This window comes from Achromobacter sp. NPDC008082, from assembly GCF_042957345.1.
Lineage (GTDB): Bacteria > Pseudomonadota > Gammaproteobacteria > Burkholderiales > Burkholderiaceae_B > Achromobacter > Achromobacter kerstersii_A.
In genome coordinates this window covers 761,533-784,134 of record NZ_JBIBIB010000002.1, presented here as the reverse complement: position 1 = coordinate 784,134, position 22,602 = coordinate 761,533, and the positions used below count along the sequence as shown (strand labels likewise).

At 63.7% G+C, this 22,602-nt stretch carries 20 protein-coding genes; 6 read left to right on the top strand and 14 right to left on the bottom strand.

Going from position 1 to position 22,602, the window contains the following annotated elements:
* Nucleotides 1–3: 3 nt before the first annotated feature.
* Together ACFZAI_RS10580 and ACFZAI_RS10575 are read right to left on the bottom strand one after the other, a co-directional pair.
* The gene (locus ACFZAI_RS10580; protein WP_391566846.1) at nt 4–474 is read right to left on the bottom strand and encodes a DUF1854 domain-containing protein; all 471 of its coding nucleotides are present in this window, start codon (nt 472–474) and stop codon (nt 4–6) included.
* Between the two features lie 21 nt (nt 475–495).
* On the bottom strand, nt 496–2,781 hold the full coding sequence (locus tag ACFZAI_RS10575; RefSeq protein ID WP_054423783.1) for an ABC transporter ATP-binding protein: 2,286 nt from the start codon (nt 2,779–2,781) through the stop codon (nt 496–498).
* Nucleotides 2,782–3,051: 270 nt separating this feature from the next.
* On the opposite strand from ACFZAI_RS10575, the gene cphA (ACFZAI_RS10570) reads away from it, so the two are divergent.
* On the top strand, nt 3,052–5,667 hold the full coding sequence (gene cphA, locus ACFZAI_RS10570; RefSeq protein ID WP_391566844.1) for a cyanophycin synthetase: 2,616 nt from the start codon (nt 3,052–3,054) through the stop codon (nt 5,665–5,667).
* Nucleotides 5,668–5,681: 14 nt separating this feature from the next.
* Nucleotides 5,682–8,252, top strand: coding sequence for a cyanophycin synthetase (cphA, locus tag ACFZAI_RS10565; protein ID WP_391566843.1), 2,571 nt, complete (start codon nt 5,682–5,684; stop codon nt 8,250–8,252).
* 122 nt (nt 8,253–8,374) lie between these two features.
* Here cphA (ACFZAI_RS10565) and ACFZAI_RS10560 read toward each other — a convergent pair whose 3' ends face one another.
* Complete coding sequence (locus ACFZAI_RS10560; protein WP_276325541.1) at nt 8,375–8,497, bottom strand: hypothetical protein; 123 nt, start codon at nt 8,495–8,497, stop codon at nt 8,375–8,377.
* 368 nt (nt 8,498–8,865) lie between these two features.
* On the opposite strand from ACFZAI_RS10560, the gene ACFZAI_RS10555 reads away from it, so the two are divergent.
* From ACFZAI_RS10555 to ACFZAI_RS10545, 3 genes are all read left to right on the top strand, one after another.
* Nucleotides 8,866–9,066: a CsbD family protein gene (locus tag ACFZAI_RS10555; RefSeq protein ID WP_391566842.1), complete on the top strand. Its 201-nt coding sequence runs from the start codon at nt 8,866–8,868 to the stop codon at nt 9,064–9,066.
* A 44-nt stretch (nt 9,067–9,110) separates the two neighbouring features.
* Nucleotides 9,111–9,275 carry a DUF1328 domain-containing protein gene (locus ACFZAI_RS10550; protein ID WP_006218179.1) on the top strand — a complete coding sequence of 55 codons (165 nt, stop codon included), beginning with the start codon at nt 9,111–9,113 and terminating at the stop codon, nt 9,273–9,275.
* A gap of 100 nt (nt 9,276–9,375) precedes the next feature.
* Complete coding sequence (locus ACFZAI_RS10545) at nt 9,376–9,714, top strand: BON domain-containing protein (protein WP_391566841.1); 339 nt, start codon at nt 9,376–9,378, stop codon at nt 9,712–9,714.
* 102 nt (nt 9,715–9,816) lie between these two features.
* On the opposite strand, the gene ACFZAI_RS10540 is transcribed toward ACFZAI_RS10545, so the two are convergent.
* The 10 genes from ACFZAI_RS10540 to ACFZAI_RS10495 all read right to left on the bottom strand — a co-directional run bounded on the left by ACFZAI_RS10540 (nt 9,817) and on the right by ACFZAI_RS10495 (nt 19,334).
* The gene (locus tag ACFZAI_RS10540) at nt 9,817–10,689 is read right to left on the bottom strand and encodes a PhzF family phenazine biosynthesis protein (protein WP_391566840.1); all 873 of its coding nucleotides are present in this window, start codon (nt 10,687–10,689) and stop codon (nt 9,817–9,819) included.
* An 88-nt stretch (nt 10,690–10,777) separates the two neighbouring features.
* Nucleotides 10,778–12,175, bottom strand: coding sequence for a 4Fe-4S binding protein (locus ACFZAI_RS10535; RefSeq protein ID WP_391566839.1), 1,398 nt, complete (start codon nt 12,173–12,175; stop codon nt 10,778–10,780).
* A 39-nt stretch (nt 12,176–12,214) separates the two neighbouring features.
* Nucleotides 12,215–13,066, bottom strand: coding sequence for an FTR1 family protein (locus ACFZAI_RS10530; protein WP_391566837.1), 852 nt, complete (start codon nt 13,064–13,066; stop codon nt 12,215–12,217).
* Nucleotides 13,067–13,079: 13 nt separating this feature from the next.
* Nucleotides 13,080–13,403, bottom strand: coding sequence for a cupredoxin domain-containing protein (locus ACFZAI_RS10525; protein WP_056322182.1), 324 nt, complete (start codon nt 13,401–13,403; stop codon nt 13,080–13,082).
* Nucleotides 13,404–13,435: 32 nt separating this feature from the next.
* Complete coding sequence (locus ACFZAI_RS10520) at nt 13,436–13,972, bottom strand: iron transporter (RefSeq protein ID WP_391566836.1); 537 nt, start codon at nt 13,970–13,972, stop codon at nt 13,436–13,438.
* A 209-nt stretch (nt 13,973–14,181) separates the two neighbouring features.
* On the bottom strand, nt 14,182–14,760 hold the full coding sequence (gene phaR, locus ACFZAI_RS10515; RefSeq protein ID WP_054423809.1) for a polyhydroxyalkanoate synthesis repressor PhaR: 579 nt from the start codon (nt 14,758–14,760) through the stop codon (nt 14,182–14,184).
* 121 nt (nt 14,761–14,881) lie between these two features.
* The gene (gene phbB / locus ACFZAI_RS10510; RefSeq protein WP_391566835.1) at nt 14,882–15,619 is read right to left on the bottom strand and encodes an acetoacetyl-CoA reductase; all 738 of its coding nucleotides are present in this window, start codon (nt 15,617–15,619) and stop codon (nt 14,882–14,884) included.
* Between the two features lie 77 nt (nt 15,620–15,696).
* The gene (locus tag ACFZAI_RS10505; RefSeq protein ID WP_391566834.1) at nt 15,697–17,334 is read right to left on the bottom strand and encodes a PHA/PHB synthase family protein; all 1,638 of its coding nucleotides are present in this window, start codon (nt 17,332–17,334) and stop codon (nt 15,697–15,699) included.
* Nucleotides 17,335–17,457: 123 nt separating this feature from the next.
* Complete coding sequence (gene pgeF / locus ACFZAI_RS10500; protein ID WP_391566833.1) at nt 17,458–18,327, bottom strand: peptidoglycan editing factor PgeF; 870 nt, start codon at nt 18,325–18,327, stop codon at nt 17,458–17,460.
* Nucleotides 18,315–19,334 carry an RluA family pseudouridine synthase gene (locus ACFZAI_RS10495; protein WP_391566832.1) on the bottom strand — a complete coding sequence of 340 codons (1,020 nt, stop codon included), beginning with the start codon at nt 19,332–19,334 and terminating at the stop codon, nt 18,315–18,317. The genes pgeF and ACFZAI_RS10495 overlap by 13 nt, the downstream gene beginning before the upstream one ends.
* Before the next feature lie 107 nt (nt 19,335–19,441).
* Here ACFZAI_RS10495 and ACFZAI_RS10490 point away from each other — a divergent pair, with 107 nt between their 5' ends.
* Nucleotides 19,442–20,230: an outer membrane protein assembly factor BamD gene (locus tag ACFZAI_RS10490; protein ID WP_391567104.1), complete on the top strand. Its 789-nt coding sequence runs from the start codon at nt 19,442–19,444 to the stop codon at nt 20,228–20,230.
* 101 nt (nt 20,231–20,331) lie between these two features.
* Here ACFZAI_RS10490 and ACFZAI_RS10485 read toward each other — a convergent pair whose 3' ends face one another.
* Nucleotides 20,332–22,443 (bottom strand): ATP-dependent DNA helicase, encoded by a 2,112-nt coding sequence (locus ACFZAI_RS10485; protein WP_391566831.1) that lies wholly within the window; start codon nt 22,441–22,443, stop codon nt 20,332–20,334.
* Nucleotides 22,444–22,602 lie beyond the last annotated feature (159 nt).

Below are 22,602 nucleotides of genomic sequence, written 5' to 3'. Positions count from 1 at the left end.
CGCTTACAGGAACCGGTCCAGCAGTTTGCGGCTGTGCTTGTCCAGCGACAGGATGTCGCGCACCAGATAGAAGATGCCGTGGCTGTCGGCGATCAGCAGCGTCTGCGGGCTGAGCCGGCGGATGTCTTCTTCGCCGCGCAGCGTGAACGACGTCGGGCCGCGATCGGTTTCCACCTTCCAGGTGCTGGGCGTCGCGTAGGTGGACACGCTGGCCAGCTTGCGGATTTCGGGCATGAATTCCCGGCCCGCCAATTCTTCTTCGATCAGCGCGCGCGGCTCAGCGGGAACATCGGACAGGTGCTCGATCCACACCAGCTCGTGGCCGTCGCTGGTGACCAGCGACAGGCCGCGGCCCGCTTCACTGATCGGAAAGGCGCGCACGGGAATCACGCCTTCGTGCGTTTCGCCGTCGGCGGATTGATATTCCAGGCGCCCGAAGGCATTGCGGCGCAAGTGAAAGGTCGGCAACGTCATGACGATAATCCTGGGTCCGCGTCAGGCCACGGCGGCGATGTTTTCGCCGTCCGACGCTTGGGCGTCGGCTTCCGCCTGACGCGCCTGCGCCTGGTAGAGACGATAGTAGGCGCCCTCGCGGGCCATCAATTCTTCGTGCGGCCCTTGCTCCACGATCTGGCCGCGATCCAGCACAACCAGGCGATCTGCCTTGCGCAGCGTACTCAGGCGGTGCGCGATGGCGATGGTGGTGCGGCCGCGCACCAGATTGTCCAGCGCCTTTTGGATTTCCTTTTCCGTGGTGGTGTCCACCGACGACGTGGCTTCGTCCAGGATCAGGATGCGCGGGTCGATCAGCAACGCACGCGCAATCGAAATACGCTGGCGTTCGCCGCCGGACAAAGCCTGGCCGCGCTCGCCCACCAGGGAATCGTAGCCATGCGGCAAGCGCAGAATGAACTCGTGCGCATGCGCCGCGCGGGCGGCGGCCACGATTTCATCGCGCGTGGCGTCGGGTTTGCCGTAGGCGATGTTCTCGGCAATGGTGCCGAAGAAGAGGAAAGGCTCTTGCAGCACCAACCCAATATTGCGGCGGTAATCGGCCACGCGCACCGAACGGATATCGGCGCCATCCACCAGCACCGCCCCTTCAGACACGTCGTAGAAGCGGCAGATCAGGTTGATCAGCGTGCTCTTGCCCGACCCGCTATGGCCCACCAGGCCGATCATCTCGCCCGGGGCGATGGTCAGGTCCAGCCCGCGAATGACTTGGCGATTACCGTAGCGAAAGCCCACGTCGCGCAGTTCGATGCGGCCGTTGATGTGCGGCAGCTTGGCCGGGTTCTGCGGTTCGGGAACGCTGGAGACGTGGTCAAGAATATCGAAGATGCGCTTGGCGCCAGCGGCCGCTTTCTGCGTGACCGAGACGATGCGGCTCATCGAATCCAGGCGCAGATAAAAGCGCCCGATATACGCCAGGAACGCGGCCAGCACGCCCACCGTAATCTGCTTTTGCGACACCTGCCAGATACCGAAAATCCACACCACCAGCAGACCCACTTCCGTCAGCAACGTGACCGTGGGCGAGAACAGCGACCACGTCGTGTTCACGCGGTCGTTCACTTCCAGGTTGCGGTTATTGGCTTCGCGAAAGCGCGCCACTTCGCGCTTTTCCTGAGCAAACGCCTTGACCACGCGGATGCCCGGAATGGTGTCCGCCAGCACGTTGGTGATCTCGGACCAGATGCGGTCGACCTTTTCAAAGCCGTGACGCAGCCGGTCGCGCACCGCGTGAATCATCCAGATAATGAACGGCAGCGGCACCAGCGTAACCAGCGCCAGCCAGGGGTTGATGGACACCAGAATCACCGCCGTCATGACGATCATCAGAATGTCGGTGGCGAAGTCCAGCAGATGCAAAGACAGGAACACGCAAATGCGGTCGGTCTCGCTACCGATACGGGAAATCAGATCGCCCGTACGCTTGCCCCCGAAATACTCCAGCGACAGCTGCTGCAAGTGTTCGTAGGTGGTGGTGCGCAAGTCGGCGCCGATCCGCTCGCTGACCCACGCCAGAATGTAGGTGCGCGCCCAGCCCAGCCCCCAGGCCAGGATGGCGGACGCCAACAGGCCGCTCAGGTAGAGGCGCACCTTGCTGTAATCAATGGGCGCGCCGTTCTGGAACGGGATCAGCACGTCGTCCATCAGCGGCATCGTCAGGTACGGCGGCACCAGCGTCGCGGCCGTGCCCAGCAACGTCAGCACGAAACCGGCCAGCAACGCGCCGCGATACGGCCGGGCAAAACGCCACAGGCGCAGCAGCGCCCAGGTGGAAGACGGCGCCGCCTGCTCTTGATTGCAGGTGGGGCATTCTTCTTCGCCCGCGGGAATAACGTTATTACAGATGGTGCAGTTGCGTTCCTGCGGCGCCTCTTCCTGATGGCCCGACAGGCGGATCGCCTGTTGCGATTCGAAGTGCGACAGCAGCCGCAGCGCGGCCGGATTGCGGGCCAGCGTGAAACGCCAGATGGCCAGACGCGCAGTATCGTCGTGCAATTCCAGCACGGCGGCGCCGGCGTGGTCGGTAAGGTTGAGCGTTAATTGGGGGCCGTAGACCCACGATTCCCAGCCGTTATCGGCGGCGTTACGGGCCAATAGGCGACGGTCAGTCGCGGCAATCAGCCCCGGCTGGAACTTCAGCCGCTGGTCCAGGTCTATTTCAACCCAGGCCAGCAAGGTTTCGCCGTCCGCTAATTCAGCGCGGATTTCATCCCGCCAGGCGGCAGGAAAGGCATCGGCAAGGCCAGAAAGCAGGTGTGGTTTTTTCATTGGAACGCATACCGGGCCAGGACTCTGCCCTACTAGGCGGCAACCGGTTTACCACCAACGGCGGCAAACGTGTCCCTTCCTTACAACACAACGAGTTCACGCCTTGAAGGCGTCGTATAGTAGCAGCCGATTTTTCTAATTAGGAATATCTGGGATCCCCCACTCGTTGGCATTATTCTTAAAGCGCAACCCCATAAATTTGCCAGTAAATTCGCGGTCTTACATAGGGGCGTCCGCGCGTGCCAACCTGCTTCTCAAGTAAATTAAAACATGAAAAAGAAAGACATTGAATTTCTCGATGTCGTGGCTTTGCGCGGCCCGAACATTTGGACGTATCGCCCGGTCCTTGAAGCGTGGGTGGATATTGGTGAGTTGGAGGACTATCCGTCCAACACCATTCCCGGGTTTTACGAGCGCCTGTCTGAATGGTTGCCGTCGCTGATTGAGCACCGTTGCAGCCCCGGTGTGCGCGGCGGCTTCCTGGCCCGCCTGAAAGAAGGCACGTGGCCCGGCCACATTCTTGAACATGTCACGCTGGAATTGCAGAACCTGGCCGGCTTGCGCGGCGGCTTCGGCAAGGCCCGCGAAACGTCGACCCGCGGCGTCTACAAAGTGGTGGTGCGCGCCTGGCAGGAACAGGTCACCCGCACGGCGCTGAACGAAGCCCGCGACCTGGTCATGGCGGCCATTGAAGACCGCCCGTTCGACGTGCCCGCCACGATTGCCAAGCTGCGCACGCTGGTGGACCGGCACTGCCTGGGTCCCAGCACCGCCTGCATCGTGGACGCGGCCGATGACCGCGACATTCCCTACATCCGCCTGTTCGAGGGCAACCTCGTGCAATTCGGCTACGGATCGGCCCAGCGCCGCATCTGGACGGCTGAAACCGACCGGACCAGCGCCATCGCCGAAGGCATTTCGCGCGACAAGGACCTGACCAAGGAATTGCTGTCGACCTGCGGCGTGCCGGTGCCGGAAGGCCGCCTGGTGCGCAGCGAAGACGACGCCTGGGAAGCGGCCGAAGACATCGGCCTGCCCGTTGTAGTCAAGCCGTACGACGGCAACCACGGCCGTGGCGTGTTCACCAACCTGACGACCCGCGAAGAGGTGGTGTCCGCCTACCGCGTGGCGGTGGACGAAGGCAGCGGCGTGATCGTCGAACGCTTCGTGCTGGGCAACGAACACCGTTTGCTGGTGGTGGGCAACCGCATGGTGGCCGCGGCCGCCGGCGAACCGGCCTGGGTAACCGGCGACGGCAAGTCCACCATTACCGAACTGATCGACAGCCAGATCAACGTTGACCCGCGCCGTGGCCGCACCGAAAACCATCCGCTGAACTTTGTGCGCCTGGATTCCGCCGCCCGGCTGGAAATCGCGCGCCAGGGCATGTCGGAAGACAGCGTGCCGGCCGACGGCCAGCGCGTGTTGGTGCAGCGCAGCGGCAACGTCGCCTTTGACGTGACCGACCGCGTCCACCCGAGCATTGCCGCCACCGTAACGCTGGCCGCCCGCGTGGTGGGCCTGGATATCGCAGGCGTAGACCTGGTGGCTGAAGACATCACCCGGCCGCTGGCTGAGCAGCGCGGCGCCATCGTGGAAGTCAACGCCGGCCCCGGTTTGCTGATGCACCTGAAGCCCGCTGACGGCACGCCGCGCCCGGTGGGCCGCGCCATCGTCGACCACCTGTTCCCCGAAGGCGATGCGGGCCGCATTCCCATCGTGGGCGTGACGGGCACCAACGGCAAGACCGTCGTCGCGCGCCTGGTGGCGCGCCTGCTGCATCTGTCCGGCAAGCGTACGGGCCTGGCTTGCAGCGAAGGCCTGTACCTGGACCGCCGCCTGGTGCAAAAGGGCGACCGCGCCGACTTCGCATCCGGCACCCGCCTGCTGATGAACCGCAACGTGGATGCCGCCGTCATCGAAAACGACAGCGGCGTCATCCTGGGCCAAGGCCTGGCTTACGACCGCTGCCAGGTTGGCGTCGTTACCAACATCGACGATGCCGACCATCTGGGCGACTTCGACATCAACGAAACGGAGCGCATGTTCAATGTGTTCCGCACGCAGGTTGACGTGGTGCTGCCGACCGGCGCCGCCGTGCTCAACGCCCGCGATCCGCGTGTCGTGGAAATGGCCGAGCTGTGCGACGGCGCCGTCATCTTCTTCGGCATCGACCCCGCCCTGCCCGCCATCGCCGCGCATCTGCAACAAGATGGCCGCGCCGTGTTTGTTCGCGACGGCAGCATCATCCTGGCGCAAGGCGCCCGCGAAGAGCGGCTGGCTGACGTCGCCGCGATTCCGCTGACGCATGGCGGACGCGTGGCCTTCCAGGTGGAAAACGTGCTGGCCGCCGTGGGCTCCGCCTGGGCGCTGGACATCCCCGTGGAACTGATCCGCGCCGGCATCGAAACCTTCGACATCGACCAGGCCGACGCGCCGTGGCAGTTCACGCTGTTTGAACGCAACGGCGGCACCGTGGTGGTGGACGATGTGCACAACGCGTCCGCGTTGCGCCCGCTGATCGCCGCCATCGACCAGTTCCCGTCGACGACGCGCGCCGCGGTTTACTCCGCCGGCGCCGACCGCCGCGATGCCGATCTGATCGAACAGGGCCGCCTGCTGGGCGACGCCTTTGACCGCGTCGTGCTCTATGACGACAAGACGGTCAAGAGCAAGCGCCCCGACGGCGAAGCGCGCGCGCTGCTGCGCCAGGGCTTGTCGCAAGGCAGCCGTGTGAAAGACATCCAGGACGAGCCGGACCATGGCAAAGCCATCGAGAGCGTGCTGAACGGCATCGCGGCGGGCGACTTCGCGCTGCTGCAATCCGACGAAGCCTTCTCTGGCCCCACCATCGATCTGGTGCGCCGCTGGATTCAACAATACTGACAGGAATACCTGCCATGGAAGTTTCCCGTATCCGGGCCCTGCGCGGCCCCAATCTGTGGAGCAAGAACACCGCGATCGAGGCCATTGTTTCGTGCGCCGACGCCGAGTGCTCCATCGATAACCTGCCTGAGTTCGAAGCCCGGCTGCGCGCACGCCTGCCGCAGATGGGGCTGATGCGCCCGGAAGGCCATCAAGACGCCGTATCGATTGCCCACGTGTTGCAGATCGTGGCGTTGACGATGCAGGCGCATGCCGGCTGCCCCGTCACCTTTGGCCGCACGCACTCGACCATCGAGCCCGGCGTGTTCCAGGTCGTTGTCGAATACAGCGAAGAAGAAGTCGGCCTATTGGCGATGGAACTGGCGCAGCAGCTCGTGCGCGCCGCGTTGGATGACACGCCGTTCGACCTGGCCGACGCGCTCAAGCGCCTGCGCGAACTGGACGAAGATGTGCGCCTGGGACCCAGCACCGGGTCCATCGTGAACGCGGCCGTCGTGCGCAATATTCCGTACCGCCGCCTGACGCAAGGCAGCATGGTGCAGTTCGGCTGGGGCAGCAAGCAGCGCCGCATTCAGGCCGCCGAAACTGACCTGACCAGCGCCATCTCGGAATCGATTGCGCAAGACAAAGACCTGACCAAGATGCTGCTGGACGCCGCCGGCGTGCCGGTGCCGATGGGCCGTTCGGTGACCACGGCTGAAGAAGCCTGGGAAGCGGCGCAGGAATTGAACGGCCCCGTGGTCGTCAAGCCGCGCGACGGCAGCCAGGGGCGCGGCGTGGCGGTCAACATCGAAACGCGCGAGCGCGTGATCCAGGCCTTTGAAGTGGCCGAAGAGATCAGCTCGGAAGTGATCGTTGAACGCTACATTCCCGGCCACGATTTCCGCTTGCTGGTGGTGGGCGGCGCGCTGGTGGCGGCATCGCGCCGCGACCCGCCGCAAGTCACGGGCGACGGCCAGCAGACCATCCGCCAACTGGTGGACCAGGTCAACGCCGACCCCTTGCGCGGCGATGGCCACGCAACGTCGCTGACCAAGATCCGCTTTGACGACATTGCGTTGGCCACGCTGAAAAAGCAGGGCTTCGACGCCGATTCCGTGCCGCCTCCCGGCACGCTGATCTTCCTGCGCAATAACGCCAACCTGAGCACGGGCGGCTCGGCCACCGACGTCACCGACGAAGTGCACCCCGAGATGGCCGCGCGCGCCGTGTCGGCCGCCCGCATGATCGGCCTGGACATCTGCGGCGTGGACGTCGTGGCGGAAAGCGTGCATTACCCGCTTGAAGAACAGCACGGCGGCGTGGTGGAAGTGAACGCCGCGCCCGGCCTGCGCATGCACTTGAACCCCTCGTTCGGCAAGGGCCGCGCGGTGGGCGAAGCCATCATCGCCAACATGTACGCCGACGGCGACGACGGCCGCATTCCGGTTGTGGCCGTGGCCGGCACCAATGGCAAGACGACCACGGTGCGCCTGACCGCCCACATCCTGGGCACGGCCGGCAACCGCGTCGGCATGACGAATTCCGACGGCGTCTACGTAGACAACCTGCGTATCGACACGGGCGATTGCAGCGGCCCGCGCAGCGCCCGCAGCGTGCTCATGCACCCCGACGTCGACGCCGCCGTGTTCGAAACGGCGCGCGGCGGCATCCTGCGCGAAGGCTTGGCGTTTGACCGCTGCAACGTGGCCATCGTCACCAACATCGGCATGGGCGACCACCTGGGCCTGGGCTATATCAGCACGGTGGAAGACCTGGCGGTCGTCAAGCGCGTCATCGTCCAGCATGTGCATCCGTCAGGCACGGCGGTGTTGAATGCCGCCGACCCGATCGTGGCCGAGATGGCTTCCAGCTGCCCCGGCTCGATCACCTACTTCGCCGAAGACCGCAATCACCCGGTGCTGGCGACGCATCGCGCGCAGGGCCTGCGTTCGGTGTATCGCGATGGCGACGCCATCGTGGCGGCCCAGGGCGCGGAAGAAACCCGCTTCCCGCTGGCCGAGATTCCGCTGACGCGCAACGGCACAATCACGTTCCAGGTCGAAAACGCCATGGCCTCGATTGCCGCGGCATGGGCGTTGAACCTGGATTGGGACATCGTGCGCCGTGGCCTGGCCTCCTTCGTCAACGACGCGCAGACGGCCCCTGGCCGCTTCAACGTGTTCGACTATCGCGGGGCCACGGTCATTGCGGACTACGGCCACAACCCCGACGCGATCCTGGCTTTGGTGCGCGCGGTGGACGCCATGCCGGCCAAGCGCCGGTCGGTGGTCATCAGCGGGGCGGGCGACCGCCGCGATGAAGACATCCGCATGCAGACCGAAATCTTGGGCGCCGCCTTTGACGACGTGCTGCTGTATCAGGACCAATGCCAACGTGGCCGCGCCGATGGCGAAGTGCTGGCGTTGCTGCAAGAAGGCCTGGTCGGTGCGCCGCGCACGACGCACATCGAGGAAATCCATGGCGAGTTCCTGGCCATCGACACCGCGCTTGCGCGCCTGTCCGCGGGCGATCTGTGCCTGATCCTGGTGGACCAGGTGGAAGAGGCGCTGGAGCACATTGCGCAGCGTATCGCGCAAGCCTGAACCCGCGGCCGCGGCTCTGTGCCGCGATCGCTGCAATGCAAACGGGGCGCTCTGGCGCCCCGTTTGCATGATGGGCCCGATCTTTCAGCCCCTACCTGGCAGCACCCCTGCCCGGCTGCATCCTACGTGCTGGGCGTCACCACGGCGGGCGCCGTGGCCTGATACCGATCCGTCACGTGCGTGCACCCTACTGCCGCCATGGCGGCCAGCGCCAGCAAGATTGCGCTGCAAAGTCGTTGCGTCATGCGTGCCTTCTCCCTTTCCTGTTGATGAACCTCGACGTGTTCCGTCACGACTATACCGGGGCGCCCCCCTGCCGGCCAGGGCGAAAACCACCCAAAAACCTCGTATCTCCCGTTACTAGCCCCGCTCAAAAGGGGACAAAACATTGCGGGAATGTAACTCTTGAACGGCATTTTCCGGATGCGGATTTCCGTCGAAAAACCGGGCTGCCAGGGGGCAATTCGGCTGTTACATTTGCCGACAGCCAGGTTTGACAGCCCCCCTGGCCCACTCGTACGGTAGGGGCTAGCTGATCAGCGTCCAACTCAACCGCGATTGCAAGACTTATAGGCCATAAGCCTTGTGTCGCAGCAGACAAAGAGAGGTCACCATGAATAACGACATCATCGCCGGCAAGTGGAAGCAACTGACCGGCAAGGCCAAGGCGGCTTGGGGTGAGCTCACCGACGACGAGTTGACCCGTACGGAAGGCAACGCCGAGCGCCTGGCTGGCTTGATCCAGGAGCGTTATGGCAAGACCAAGGAACAAGCTCAGAAGGAAGTCCGGGATTTCTTCGACCGCAATCCCTGATTCCTGCCCCGCCTTGATCGGTCGAAACTTCTGGAGAAGCTGACATGTTGCATTACGCCGTAGTTTTCTTCGTCATCGCGATCATCGCGGCGGTTCTCGGCTTTGGCGGTATTGCCGCCGGGGCCGCGGGTATCGCCAAGATCCTGTTCTTTGTCTTCCTGGTGCTGGCGCTCTTGTCCATCTTGAGCGGCGCCCTACGAAAGAAATAGAACACGCCGATAGCACGCATACCCCCCAAACAGATTGAACGTCTGGCGCACGATACCTCGCCGCGCCAGACCACATGAATAATGAATAAGGAGCACGACTATGGAAATTCGTAAGCTGATCGCCGCCGCCGCACTGGGTACGGGCGCTGTTTTCACTTCCATGGCATTCGCGGCCGATGACGGCAAGCCCAAGCAATCCGTAGGCGAGTACGCCTCTGACGCGACGGTCACGACCAAGGTCAAGGCCGCCTTCGTTGCCGACAAGCAATTGAGCGCGCTGGACATTGCGGTGGAAACCAATAACGGCGTCGCCACCCTGACCGGTACCGTCGGCACCGCGGCCGAAGCCGATCACGCAGCCACCGTCACCCGTGGCGTGGAAGGCGTGAAGCAAGTGAAGAACAACATCAAAGTCGACCCGGCCAAGAACAAGAAGTAAGCAAGGCTGCATTCCATACTGAGGCCTAGAGAGCCAAACGGCGCCCGTGTCTGACACGGGCGCCGTTTTTTTTGGTGCGCCGGAAATTGCGCTTGGCTGAGGCTACAGGCTGACGGCGCCCCGCCCGATCTCCAATGCGCGGCCGCCGACCTGGATGCGGCCATCAGCCAGCACATCAAGCAGCAAGCGGCAGGGCCGGCCCATTTGATCGCCCTGCTCGACCAGGATGCTGGCGGGCAAAGCACGCTTCTGGTGAATCAGCCAGCCGCCCAGATTTGCGCAGGCCGAACCGGTGCCGGCATCTTCGTCCACGCCGCCGCCCGCCTTGGCGAAGAAGTAGCGCGCCACGACGACCTGGCGTTCGTCTTGCACATTGCCTTCGTCGAAGGCGAACACATACAGCGTCTTGCGGCCCAGGCTGCTGACTTGCCAGCGGTGCAGCTTGGATGAGTCAGGCGCGGCGCGGCGCACGGCGTCAACGTTGGCCAGCGGCACCAGCAACTGGTCAGCGCCGGTATCGACCCAGATCGGATCGCCCAGCAGGTCATCGGCGTTCAGGCCAATCAGGCCGGCAATCTCGGCACGGTCCATTTCAGGCGGTGCGGTGCGCACGCCACCGGGGCATGGCGCGGTGAAGGTCCAGGTGTCGCCACGGGCTTGCACGGGTACGACGCCGGCCTTGAATTCCAGCGTCAGTGCATCGCCCGTTTGGCGCAGATCGCGCACCACTTGCGCGGTGCCGATGGTGGGGTGGCCCGCAAACTTCATTTCGTAGCCGGGCGTGAAGATGCGCACGTACGCATCCGCCTGTTCAGACGGCAGGATGAAGGTGGTTTCGGAAAGATTGAACTGGGCCGCCAGATTCAGCATGGTGGCGTCGTCCATGCCGCGCGCGTCTTCAAACACGCACAGCTGGTTGCCGCTGAAGGGGGTAGATGCAAAAACGTTGAGCAGGCGAAACGCGTAAGAAGTCATGAAGATGCGTGTAGGAAAAGGCCGCCGGCCAGCCCGGCGCAGCCTTGCACTGTATCGCAGCGCCCGGCCTCAGGCTATCAAGCGGTTCTTACCAGATTGCAAAGAAAAACACCCAGGCCATGCAGAACGGCGCCAGGCCCGCCACCAGCACCAGCCAGGCCGCAGCCTTGCGCCAGCCACGGGTCTGGCGCTGATTCAGCAGGCGTGCGAAGAGACGCAAGGTCCACAACACGGCAAGCGTCAGCAAGGTGAAACGCACGGGACCGGCCCACGCAGCTTGCACCCCTTCGTGCTTGAGCAGGTTGACGGTGGTGGCCGACAAGCCCAGGAACACGCCGATGCCAGCCGACGGAATCAGCGCCTGCGCAAGCTTGTGCACGCCGGGACGAATCCAGCCGGTAGCCCGCGCGTCGGCTTGAATGGCGGCGGGCGCCAGGCGGTCGGCAATCCACAGCGACAGGAAGCTTGAGCCGCCCACGACGATGGTTGCGCCGACGACGAACATCAGAATGCCCGCGCCGTCCAGCCACGAGAAGCTGTCGTTGACATCCGGGTAGTGGGTCAGGATGAACCAGGGCGCGTTGTCCATCAACGGCCACATGATGTCGTGCTCGACCAGCCACGTTGCGGCCCATTGCTTGGCCGTCACGAACCAGGGGCTGGCGCTCCAGAGGAAGGCGCCGATGGCAATGCCCATCAGGCCGAAGCACAGCAAGGCGGTCTGCCAGCCATCGCCGTCGGCCACGTTCACGATTTCTTCTTCGGGCGAACGCGCGGTCAGCTCGATGGCGCCGCGATAGCCGCTGCAACGCCCGCACATGTGGCAGTCGCCGGCGCCCTTCATGTGACGAAGGGGCACCAGCGGCGCACAGTTGATGGGCTCGATGCGGATGACCGGGTGACGCCACTTTTCTTCGTCAACCTTGAAATGCCAGGGCGCCAGCTTGGCCAGCAGATTGAACACGCCATTGACCGGGCACAGGTACTTGCACCACACGCGCTTGCTGCGGCCATAGCGCCAGCCGACGATCATGGCGGCGACGGTCGAGCCGCCCAGCACGGCCAGCACCGCCAGCGGATATTGGTAGACGCTGACCAGCTGGCCATAGACCGTGGTCAGCGCAAAGGCCACGAACGGCCAGCCGCCCCACCGCATCCATTTGGGAATGGCGTGGCCCTGCCCGCGCTCGCTGGCCCATTCGGTCAGCATGCCTTCGGGACACAGCCAGCCACACCAGGCGCGGCCAAGAATGGGCATGGAGATCAGCACGAATGGCCACCACACGCCCCAAAATGCGAACTGCGCAACGATCGTCAGATTGTTGAACACCGACGCCGTGTTGTCCGGCAACGGCAGGAGCACAGGCACGATCAACAGGAACGCGTATATCGCAACAATGCCCCACTGAAGCTTGCGCAACAGCGGGGCATGGTCACGAAGAAAGTCGGCGATCCGGGAGGTCACCCTCCCGAGTACAGCAGCCATGGTCAAACCTTCATTGTTCAGTCCGGCATTACACCGGAATCAGGATGCGCTCCGCGCAGCGGCCGGCGCGCGGGCGGGCTTGTTGCCCACCCAGCGCAACAGCGCCCAGACCACAATCCAGTAAGCCACCCACAACAACACCGAGATCAGGGCGGGCAATGCGCGGTAGCCGGCGAAGTCAGCCAGGACCTTGCCCACGCCGGTGCTGTCGCTCAAGAGCCACGAGCTGTCCCAGACGGGGTCGATGATGGTGGGCAGGACATCCAGTGAAATCAGATGGTCAAGGCCGCCCACGAGCAGCGAGCCGGCCAGCAGCAACAGCAGAATTTCGGTCACGCGGAAAAACCGGCGCCACGTGATCAGCTTGCCGCCCAGTTGCAGCAGCCAGAACGTCAACAGCGCCGCGGCAAAGCCCGCCACGCCGGCCAGCGCCAGCTTCAGCATGTCGCCGCCGCCTTCACCCGCCGACACGGTGCCATACAGGAACACCACGGTTTCGCTGCCTTCACGGGCAACCGCAATGGCGACCAGCACAAACAGGCCCCACCAGTTGTCATTGGCAACCGACGTGCGCGCCCCGCTTTCAAGCTCGCCTTTCAGCGTGCGTCCGTGCTTCTTCATCCATACAACCATCTGCACGACCAAGGCGCATGCGGCCAGCGACATGATGGCCTGGAACCATTCCTGCCCTTCGTCGCTGAGCCAGGACGACACGCCCAGCAGCACCAGCGCCAAGGCCACGGCCAGCGCCAGACCCGCCGCAACGCCGCCCCACAGATAGTTCAGCCCCCGCTTGCCTTCGGGCGTAGAACGCAGCCAGGTGTACAAAATACCCACCACGAGCAAGGCTTCGACGCTTTCACGCCAGACGATAAAGAGGACCTGTTCCATGTATAGCTACCGCTTATTCCTTGGGCTTGACGACCAGGGTGCCTTTCACGCTTTGGTGAAAGTCATCAAAGAAGGGATACTCGCCGGGACGCGAGATGGTGATCACCACGAAGGATTTCACCCCTGGTCCCAAAACTTTTTCCTTGCGCAGCGGAATGCTTTCGAATTCCACCGGCTCGTTGCTTTCGTTGATGAGTTCAATCTTGAAACGGCCGGCGGGCACTTCGAGCGTGGCCGGCTCGAACGTGCCGTCCGGCTTGAACCTGAGTGTGAACGTGGGCAATTCATCCGCCTGCGCAGGCGCCATGCCGGCAACACCGGCCAGGCCGATCAGCAGCGCGGCAACTCCGTTAAGCAGGCGGCGCACGATCAGTAACCGCCCTTCTTGCCAGTGCCGGCGTAGACGAATTCATATTCCAGTTCGAACGGCTCGAACCACGGACCCACACCGGTTTCCTTGTCGATGTGGCGGCCGAAGTGGGCCATCTTGTTTTCGGACGGCGGCAGAATCGTGTACTTCAGCTTGTACTTGCCCGGGCCTTCCAGCTTGATGTTGTCGCCGTAGTGCGGGCCGTCGTTCGCGACCATGGGCATGAAGGTGCCCTTCTGCACGTTCTGGCTGCCGACTTTCTGAATCTCGAAGTTCACCACCAGGTACGGCACCCATTCGCCTTCCGGAAAGCCCGTTTTGTTGCCGGCGGTGGCGTGGATGTCGGCCTCAAGGTGCACATCGGAATCCTTGGCGGCGCGCATCATGCCGGGCGGGTCCATTTCGATCGGCTGCAGATACACCGCGCCAATTTCCATACCGCCCTTTTCTACCGGCTTGCCGATGGGGTATTCGGCCGCGTTGGCGGCAGACACGCTCAGAGCGACGATGGCCAGCGCCAAGGCTTTCTTGATCATGTGCATAATCCTTGAGACACAAATGAATGGCGGTTCTAAGAAGCTAAACAAGAACCGTTTTCATTAATGTAACGAAAAAAACTGACATATCCCTGAACCAGGGGCTCCCAAAAGGGGCTGTTTTTTGCGTTTACTCAAGTGCCGGCGGGCCACAAAAAAGCCGGCAGGGCTGGCGCCGCACCGGCTGTTGAACGAACGGACGCCGGGCTTTACTTGCGGCCCGTACCCGTACCCGTGCCCGGCGTGCTGCCGGGCGTGAACGGGAACGTCGAGAACATCGCGCGCGTTTGGTCCTGCATTTGATCCTGCATCTGCACGAACAGGTTTTTGCTCTGATCGATGTAGTTGTTCATCATGTTCTGCAGCATGGGCGTCTGCACATTCATGAACTGCGTCCAGGCCTCGGGCCCGAATTGGCTGCCGTACAGGCCCTTGGACTGCTCGGCCATGCGCGTCTGGATTTCCATGAAGGCCTGGATGTTCTTCTCAAGATAAGAACCCATGATGCCCTGCATGGCATGGCCGTAGAAACGGATGATCTGCGACAGCATGTTCGACGAGAACATGGGCATGCCGCCGCTTTCCTCTTCCAGAATGATCTGCAAGAGAATGCTGCGGGTCAGGTCTTCGCCGCTCTTGGCGTCGACGACTTGGAATTCTTCGTTGGCCAGAACCAGTTGCTTGACATCTGCCAGAGTGATGTAGGTGCTGGTCCGGGTGTCGTATAGGCGACGGTTGGGGTACTTTTTAATCAGGCGCAGGCTGGCGCCGGTTTGTGCTTGCGTCATGTGTGTCCCCGGATCGGGCGATCTCTTAGACTTCGAATAAGGTGGAGTGTAATGCCGGAAGGCCCTCTCCCCGAGGCCTTCCGGCGCCTGAGGCCGCCCACGGCGGCCCCGCTTGCCAGCATCAGCCCATGTGCAGGCCGCCGTTGAGCGAGAAGTCTGCGCCCGTCGAAAAACCCGACTCATCAGAAGCCAGCCACGATGTCATGGAAGCGATTTCCTCGGGCGTGCCCAAGCGGCGCACCGGAATGGTGGCCACGATCTTTTCCAGCACTTCGGGACGGATGGCGCGAACCATGTCCGTGCCGATGTAGCCCGGCGAGATCGTATTGACGGTCACGCCCTTGCTGGCCACTTCCTGCGCCAGCGCCATGGTGAAACCATGGATGCCAGCCTTCGCGGTGGAGTAGTTGGTCTGGCCGAACTGGCCTTTCTGACCGTTCACCGAGCTGATGTTGATGATGCGGCCCCACTGCCGTTCAACCATGCCTTCAATGACCTGCTTGGTCACGTTGAAGAGGCTGTTCAGGTTGGTGTCGATCACCGCGCGCCAATCGTCGGCGCTCATTTTGCGGAACAGCCCATCGCGGGTGATACCCGCGTTGTTCACCAGCACATCGACCGGACCGAGCTCCGCGGTGACTTTCTCGAAAGCCTTTACCGTGGATTCCCAATCCGACACGTTGCCCACCGATGCGTGGAACGTGTAGCCCTGTGCTGCCTGCTCATCCAGCCATTGCTGGTAATTGCGGCTGGGGCCGCAACCTGCCACCACGCGAAAGCCATCCTTGGCCAAGCGCTGGCAAATAGAGGTGCCGATACCGCCCATCCCGCCTGTTACGTAAGCCAGTTTTCCGCTCATTGGACTTCCTCCTGTGTGCGACGGACGCCTCGTTGATTAACTTTCTTATTGGCCTGGGCCAACCGCGCAGGGCGGTTTCAGGCTGCCCGGACCTTCACATACCTGCCAGGCGCCGGCTCGATCGGCTGGTGCTTGGCATTGCCTAATTTTGTACGCGCCTTGACCTGCTTACCTGAATGATGCGACAGCCAGTCTGCCCAATCGGGCCACCAGCTGCCCGCGTGCTCGGCCGCTTGTGCGAACCAGGCATTGGGGTCGCCGGGCATGTCGTCGTGCCCCTGCTTGCCCAGCCCGTCCGCCACCCAATAGCTGCGGCGCTTCTTGGCCGGCGGATTGACCACGCCCGCGATGTGGCCCGAGGCCCCCAGCACGAAGCGTTGCGGGCCGCGCAGCAGCTGCGTAGACGCGTAGGCCGACACCCACGGCACGATATGGTCTTCGCGTGACCCGAAGATGTACGCCGGCATCGTCAGGCGCGTCAGGTCCAGCGGCAGGCCGGCGGCTTGCGCGCGGCCCGGCACCTTCAGGTTGTTCTCAAGATAGGTATTGCGGAAGTACCAGGAAAAGAACGGCCCCGGCAGATTGGTGCTGTCGCCATTCCAGAACAGCAGATCGAACGGGGGCGGTTTCTGGCCCTTCAGATAGTTGCCGACCACGTAGTTCCACACCAGCTCATTGGGCCGCAGGAACGAGAACGTGGTGGCCAGGTCGCGGCCAGGCATCAGCCCGCCGTTGCCTAATTGATGGTCGCGCAGCAACGCGTGGGCTTCGTCCACGAACACATTCAGGATGCCCGTGTCGTGGAAATCCAGCAGCGAGGTCAACAACGTCAGCGAAGCCACCGGATGCTCGCCGCGCGCTTCGGCCAGCGCCAGCGCGGAAGCCAGCATCGTGCCGCCCACGCAGAAGCCCAGCGCATTGACCTTGGGTTGCTTGGTGATGTCGCTGGCCACGCGCAGCGCTTGCAGCACGGCGTTGTCCAGGTAGTCGGACCAGGTGGCGCGGTCGATGCCGTCGGTGTCGCTGGCTACCGGGTTGCGCCACGACACCAGGAACACCGTAAAGCCCTGCTCCACCGCGTGACGCACGAAGGAATTCTCGGGCTGCAGATCCAGGATGTAGAACTTGTTGATGTTCGGCGGCACGATCACCAGCGGGCGTTCGTACACCGTGCTGGTCGAAGGCGCGTACTGGATCAGCTGGAACAGCGTGTTCTCGTAGACCACTTCGCCGGGCGTCACCGCCACGTTGCGGCCGATCTCGAACTGCGATTCGTCGGTTTGCGTGATGCGGCCTTTCTTGACGTCGCCCAGCAGATTCGCCAGCCCTTCGTTTAACGCGCGGCCCGCGCTTTCGACGATGGATTGCTGGGCGTCCGGGTTCAGCGCCAGGAAGTTCGACGGCGACAGCGCATCCACCCATTGCATGATGGAAAAGCGCAGGCGGTCGCGCATGGGTTCGCTGACCTGGGCGGCGTCAACCATGCGCTGCATGGCGCGCGCCGACAGCAGATAGGTGTGCGCCATCAGCAGATGCGAACTATTGGCGGACCAGGCGTCGCCAGCGAAGCGGCGGTCAGCCAGGGGCGCAAGCGCGCCGCGCCGGGCATCGTCGCAAAGGCGCTGCCACTCGCGAGAGAATTCGGCCTGAATGTCGGCCAGGATTTCCGGTGCCACGCTCACCGGAATGGGTCCTGCGGAGAGATTGGCGTTCACTTCGACACCTTGTTATCGACACTGCTCGATTGATGTTGCATTCCGGGTCCAGGACTGTCAATGCGGGTATACAAGGAGGCAATCAGGGTAGGTCTCAAGCCCGCCCGCCGGCCTTGCGCAAGATCAAACCGGGTCGAGCCAGGCCAGCAATGCCATGCGTCCGGTTTCGCCGTCGCGCCGATATGAGAAGAAGCGATCCGAGGCCGACACGGTGCACAAGCCGCTCAACGCCACCTCTTGTACCCCGGCGCGGCGCAGGCGGAAATCGGCCAATCCGGCGAGGTCGGCCAGCCACTTTCCCGATAGCCCGGGACGCGGCGTGAAGTAACGCGCCGTGGCGGGATCATCGGCCGTGAACGCATCCAGCACATCCTGGCCAACTTCGAAATGTTGCGGCCCGATGCCGGGGCCCACCCAGGCGCGCCAGCCTTCGGCCTGCGGCGCCTTGGCCCGCATGGCGGCCAATGTGTTTTCCAGCACGCCGCCCGACAGGCCGCGCCAGCCGGCGTGCGCCGCGCCCAGCACCAGGCCCTTGGAATCGGTAATCACAACGGGCAGGCAATCCGCCACCATGACGGCCAGCACACGGCCCGGCTGCGTCGTGACGCTGGCGTCCACGGCGGGTTCATCCTGTATGGGAGCCCCTGCCGCGGGGACGCCCGCCGCGGGGACGCCCGCCGCAGGTTCGCCTGCCGCGGGTTCGCCCGCCGCAGGATCGCCTGTCGCAGGTTCGCCTGCCGCATCCATCACGTCCGCGTCCACGACCTCGCTGCCGTGCACTTGGCGCAACCACAGCGGCTCGGCGGGCACGGCGGCGCGCACGCGGCGGCGGTTCTCGGCCACGGTGTCGGGGTTGTCGCCCGCGCGGCGGCCCAGGTTCAGGGTGTCATGCGGGGCCACGCCCACGCCGCCCGCGCGTGTCGTGCAGAAATAGTTCACGCCGGCCCACTGGGGGCCGGTGACGACAGGCAGACTGGCGATCACGCGTTCCATGCAATGCTTTCCTGGACCAGGGTCATGTCGGCCGGCACCGCAGCGGCGAATTGGACTTCACCGTTGCCGCCCGGATCATCGAAATGCAGGGCGCGGGCGTGCAGCATCTGGCGCTGCGCCCCCGCGATGTTCTTGCCGCCATAGATGGTGTCGGCCAGCAGCGGGTGCCCCAGGCTGGCCATGTGCACGCGAATCTGGTGGGTGCGCCCCGTTTCCAGACGGCACACCACTTCGGTGACGCGGCCGCCAGGGTCAACCTGGCCGCGGCGCACCGGTGCGTAATTGGTGATGGCGGGCTTGGGCGCCACGGGGCGCTCGACGCTCATGCGGATGGGCACGCGGGAATCGCGGCCAATGGCGCGATCGACACGGCCGCCGTTTGCGACCCAGCCATGAGCCAGGGCCACGTATTCGCGGCCCATGCTGCGCGCCTGCAACTGGCGCACCAGATGCGTCTGGGCCTTTTCGTTGCGGGCCACGACCATGAGTCCGGAGGTGTCCTTGTCCAGCCTGTGAACAATGCCGGCACGCGCCACGGCCGCCAATTCCGGATACCGATAAAGCAGACCGTTGAGCAGCGTGCCGCTCCAGTTGCCAGCGCCCGGATGCGTGACCAGGCCAGCAGGCTTGTTCACGACGATCCAGTCGGGGCTTTCGCCCACCACGGTGAATTCAACGGGTTCGGGCGTGAAGGCGCGGGCGTCGGGGGCGGGCTGCGCCCATACCAGCAGCTCGTCGCCGGGGCCTACCGTTTGGCGGATCTTGCCGGGCGCACCGTTCACATGCACATTGCCGGATTCAATCCAGCCTTGCAGGCGGCTGCGGGAATGGTCGGGCATCAGCCCAGCCAGAACCTTGTCGAGCCGATCGGCTTTGGTGCTGGAAGGAACCGTTACAAGTTGCGGTTCACCCCGGTTTTCCCCGGGGTTTCCGTCCGCATTTTCGTCAGGAAGGCCCAGGAGTTCGTCGTCGGAAACGAGATCTGTGCCGGCGGCTGTATCAGACATGGAGACAAATCATATAATCAGCCTGCCATGCTAACACCAAGGATACGATTCTCGTGATTCACCACTCCGCAGCTCCCTCGAACCCCGCATCCCGAAGCGGGCCGGTTTTGCGCGTGGTTATCGCGCTATTTGCCGTCATCGTCATCGCCGGTTGCGGCTCGACCAACAGCAAGTACGACAAGACCACCAACTGGAGCGCCGAACAGCTTTACGCTGACGCCAAGTCCGAAATGTCCTCGGGCGGTTGGAAAGAAGCGCGCGAGCGCCTGACCGCCATCGAAAGCCGCTACCCCTTTGGCGTCTATGCCCAGCAAGCCCTGCTTGAACTGGCCTACGTCAACTGGAAAGACGGCGAAAACGAACAAGCCCTGGCCGCCATCGACCGCTTCCAGCAGCTGTACCCCAACCACCCCGGCACCGACTACGCGCTCTACCTGAAGGGCCTGATCAACTTCACGCCGGCCAGCGCCTTCATGACCAGCATCACCGGCCAGGACCCGGCCGAGCGCGACCCCAAGGGCCTGCGCGCGTCGTACGACGCCTTCAACGAGCTGATCAAGCGCTACCCGGACAGCAAGTACACCGTGGATGCCGAAAAGCGCGTGGCATGGCTGGTCAACACCATCGCCATGAACGAAGTGCACGTCGCCCGTTATTACTACGAGCGCGGCGCCTACGTGGCCGCCGCCAACCGTGCCCAAACCGTCATCACCGACTTCGAAGGCGCCCCCGCCACCGAAGAAGCGCTGTACTTGATGATCCAGTCCTACGACAAGCTGGGCATGACCGAACTGAAGAACGACTCGCAGCGCGTGTACGACAAGAACTTCCCCAATAGCGACTTCAAGTCCAAGGGCCTGAAGGCGGATCGCAGCTGGTGGAACCCGTTCGACTGATCCGGCAACGTTAGCGAACTCCCCCGCATGGGAAAGAAAAAGCCCCTCGATTCATTCGAGGGGCTTTTTTTTGGCTGCGGCCCAGCGCGGCGACGGCAGCGTCAGCCTTCCCCGCCCTCTTGCTTGCGGCGGTAGAACGCCAGCACCTCTTCCAGCTCGCGCGTTCGCGCAAAGGGCGGCAACCCGCGCCACAGACGTTTGCCGTAAGGCTTTTCCACGAGCCGCGCATCGCCCACCATCAGCACGCCCCAATCCGACTCGGTACGAATTAGCCGGCCCGCGCCCTGCTTGAGCGAAATGGCGGCTTCGGGCAATTGGTATTCCGAGAACGGATTGCCGCCTTGCGCCCGACACGCACGTAGCCGGGCTTCGATGACGGGATCATCGGGCGGCGCGAACGGCAGCTTGTCGATGGCCACCAACGTCAGCACATCGCCGGGCAGGTCGATGCCTTCCCAGAAGCTGGCGCTACCCACCAGTACCGGATGCTTGAGCTTGCAGAAGCGGTCAAGCAGGTCTCGGCGCGTGCCTTCGCCTTGCTTGAGCAGCGGCCAATCATGGCCAGCATCGTCAAAGGCGTCGGCCAGCAACGTGGCCACCTTTTCGACAGCGCGCAAGGTCGTGCACAGCACCAGCGTGCCGCCGGGGCTGGCTTCCAGCAGCGGCATCAGCGTGTCGACGAAGCGGTCTAGAAACTGCGGCGATTGCGGCTCGGGCATGCCGCGCGGCACGAACAACAGGGCCTGTTCGGGATAGTTGAACGGCGACTCCCACTTGCCCGTGCGCGCCTTTTCCAGCCCCAGCTGACTGGTGAAATGATGGAACTCGCCATTCACCGACAGCGTGGCCGACGTCATGATCCAGGCCTGGCCCGGCTTGCGGTATTTCGAGAAAGCCTGTGCCACCGACAACGGCGCCGAATGCAGGCGGACGTGGTGCTGGCCGTGTTCGACCCAGCGCACCGCAGGCCCCGTCCATTGTTCGGCTGCGGCGGCCACGCCTTCCAGTATGGCCGCAGGCGTAGACGCCCCGTCGCCCAGCGCGGCGATGGCGTCAGCGGCGGCCGGCTCGGGGGCTTGATCGTCCCGGCCCCACCCTTCGTCGGCAAACCCGGCATCCGCGCGGCCGGGCGTGGCCCAGCGCTTGAGCCGCACCGAGATCTCGGCGCCGACGCGCGCAGCCGCCATCAGGTCAGGATGTTTTTCCGCGACCACGCCCAAGGCCTTGGTGGCCGTATCCACGGCTTCGCGCAAGGCCAACAGGGCCTCGTCGAATTCCTCGGGGTTGGGAATGGCGTCGAACGTGGCCTTGCGGCCCGGCATGCGGTCAAGCGGCGCACAGACCAGGCGCAGTTCGCGCGCGGCGGTTTCCAGATGGCGGCTGACGTCGCTCCATTTGGCGGCCTCGCGGGCATACGCCAAGCCCGCCACTTCCAGCGCGCGGCCAAAGTCCATCAGTTGGTGGGTGGACACGCTGCTGCCCAGAAAGCGCGTAGCCGTGTCGGGCAACTGATGCGCTTCGTCGAAGATGACGGTATCGGCTTCAGGCAGCAGATCGGTCACGCCTTCTTCGCGCAACACCAGGTCGGCCATGAAAAGCGCATGGTTGACGACCACGACGTCAGCTTCCTGCGCCTGGCGGCGCGCCTTCACGACGAAACAATCGCGGATACGCGGGCATTCCTGGCCCAGACAGTTTTCGCGCGTGGACGTCACGCGCTGCCAGATGTCGGCGTCTTCAGGCACCTGCGCAAGATCGCTGAGGTCGCCCGTTTTGGAGATACCGGCGAACACCTGAATCTGGCGCAGCTGCTGGATTTCGGTGCGCGACTTCAAGGCGCGTTCGTCGCCCTGCAAGCGTTCCAGGTGATAGTGGCAGACGTAATTGCCGCGGCCCTTGAGCAACGCGGCCGTGACCGGAGCAGCCAACGCCGCGCGCACACGCGGCAGGTCTCGCGCAAATAACTGGTCTTGCAGCGTGCGGGTACCGGTGGAAATCAGCACCTTGCCGCCCTGAATGAAGGCGGGTACAAGGTAAGCCCAGGTTTTGCCGATACCGGTGCCGGCTTCGGCCACCAGTGTGGCGCGGTCTTGGATGGCGTCGCCAATCGCCTGCGACAATTCCACCTGCGAAGGGCGTGGCTTGTAGCCGGGCATGGCCGTAGCCAGCGGCCCGTCCTCGTCAAAAAATTCGGATATATCCAGGTCCAGCATTACGGCAGCCTAGTGTCAGTCGGCGTCTTCGGAGAGCCCGGTACCCATACGGTACGGCCGCCAGACACTGATGTGGGAAAGGACCAAATGATACTCGGTGCAGCCGCCTGATCCGGCTCGCGAAGGGACAGATCAGTCCACCCTCACACGTTCTGTAAC